Raw genomic sequence first — 2,119 nt, forward strand, 5'->3', positions numbered from 1 at the left:
ATAGTAGCATGACGTAGACCCGAAACCTGGTGACCTAACCATGAGCAGGATGAAGCAGAAGTAAAATTCTGTGGAGGTCCGAACGCACGCCTGTTGAAATAGTCGGCGATGACTTGTGGTTAGCGGAGAAATTCCAATCGAACCGGGATATAGCTGGTTCTCCTCGAAATAGCTTTAGGGCTAGCCTCAACGTTGAGAGTATCGGGGGTAGAGCACTGAATGGGCTAGGGGCCTTCACGGGTTACCGAACCTTATCAAACTGCGAATACCGAATACTTATAGTTGGGAGTCAGACTGCGTGAGATAAGTTTCGCGGTCAAAAGGGAAACAGCCCAGACCCACAGCTAAGGTCCCAAAGTTTATGTTAAGTGGTAAAGGATGTGCCGTTGCACAGACAACCAGGATGTTGGCTTAGAAGCAGCCACACATTAAAAGAGTGCGTAATAGCTCACTGGTCGAGTGAAGGTGCGCCGAAGATTACCGGGGCTAAAACATAACACCGAAGCTTGGGAATTATGGTAACATAGTTGGTAGAGGAGCAATGTATGCAGGCTGAAGCCGTATCGAAAGGGAGCGGTGGACAGCATACAAGAGAGAATGCCGGCATAAGTAGCGAGAGAGAAGTGAGAAACTTTTCCGTCGAAAGCCTAAGGTTTCCTGGGGAAGGTTCGTCCGCCCAGGGTAAGTCGGGACCTAAGTCGAGGCCGAAAGGCGTAGATGATGGACAACGGGTAGATATTCCCGTACTACCGCACAGTTCGAGGCAGGGACACAGAAGGATAGTCAGACCGTGGAGATGGAAAACTACGGCTAAATCATGAGACCGAGTTGTAGTGAAGTACGCAACTCATTAAGGTTAGGTGATGAATGGGACACGAAAGAGTGGAAGCTGACGAATTCACGCTGGCGAGAAAAGCTGCTAAGGAGTGCTGTGAGGTACCCGTACCGCAAACCGACACAGGTAGGCGGCAAGAGAATTGCAAGACGAACGGGATAACCGTTGTTAAGGAACTCGGCAAAATGACCCCGTAACTTAGGGAGAAGGGGAGCCTCGAAAGAGGTCGCAGTGAAAAGGCCCAAGCGACTGTTTATCTAAAACACAGGTCTCTGCGAAAGCGCAAGCTGACGTATAGGGGCTGACGCCTGCCCGGTGCCGGAAGGTCAAGGGGAAGTGTTAGGGGTAACCCGAAGCACAGAACTTAAGCCCCGGTGAACGGCGGCCGTAACTATAACGGTCCTAAGGTAGCGAAATTCCTTGTCAGGTAAGTTCTGACCCGCATGAATGGCGTAACGACTTGGGCACTGTCTCAACAACGGACCCGGCGAAATTGTAGTATATGTGAAGATGCATATTACCCGCGACTGGACGGAAAGACCCCGTAGAGCTTTACTGTAGCTTGATATTGGATTTCGGTAAAGATTGTACAGGATAGGTGGGAGACTGCGAAGCTTGGGCGTCAGCCTGAGTGGAGTCACCGTTGGGATACCACCCTGTTTTTGCTGAGGTTCTAACGCTGTGCGCTTAACGCGGCAGCGGACATTGTCAGGTGGGCAGTTTGACTGGGGCGGTCGCCTCCCAAAGAGTAACGGAGGCGTTCAAAGGTTCCCTCAGAATGGTTGGAAACCATTCGGAGAGTGTAAAGGCAAAAGGGAGCTTAACTGTAAGACAAACAAGTCGAGCAGATACGAAAGTAGGACTTAGTGATCCGGCGGTAGAGAATGGAATTGCCGTCGCTTAACGGATAAAAGTTACCTCGGGGATAACAGGCTTATCTCCCCCAAGAGTTCACATCGACGGGGAGGTTTGGCACCTCGATGTCGGCTCGTCACATCCTGGGGCTGTAGCAGGTCCCAAGGGTTCGGCTGTTCGCCGATTAAAGTGGCACGCGAGCTGGGTTCAGAACGTCGTGAGACAGTTCGGTCCCTATCCATCGTGGGCGTAGGATATTTGAGAGGATTTGCCCCTAGTACGAGAGGACCGGGGTGAACGCACCGACTGTGCATCGGTTGTCGCGCCAGCGGCACGGCCGAGTAGCGGTGTGCGGAGCGGATAAACGCTGAAAGCATCTAAGCGTGAAACCCACCTCAAGATAAGATATCCCGTGCCGTAGCAATACGG

Annotated in this window: 1 rRNA gene; it reads left to right on the top strand. The window is 51.9% G+C overall.

Annotated elements, in window-relative coordinates:
* Positions 1-2,119, top strand: a 23S ribosomal RNA gene (locus NFR62_RS10105); the annotation flags it as partial.

The sequence above is a fragment of the Pumilibacter muris genome (genome assembly GCF_943193045.1).
GTDB lineage: Bacteria > Bacillota > Clostridia > Christensenellales > Pumilibacteraceae > Pumilibacter > Pumilibacter muris.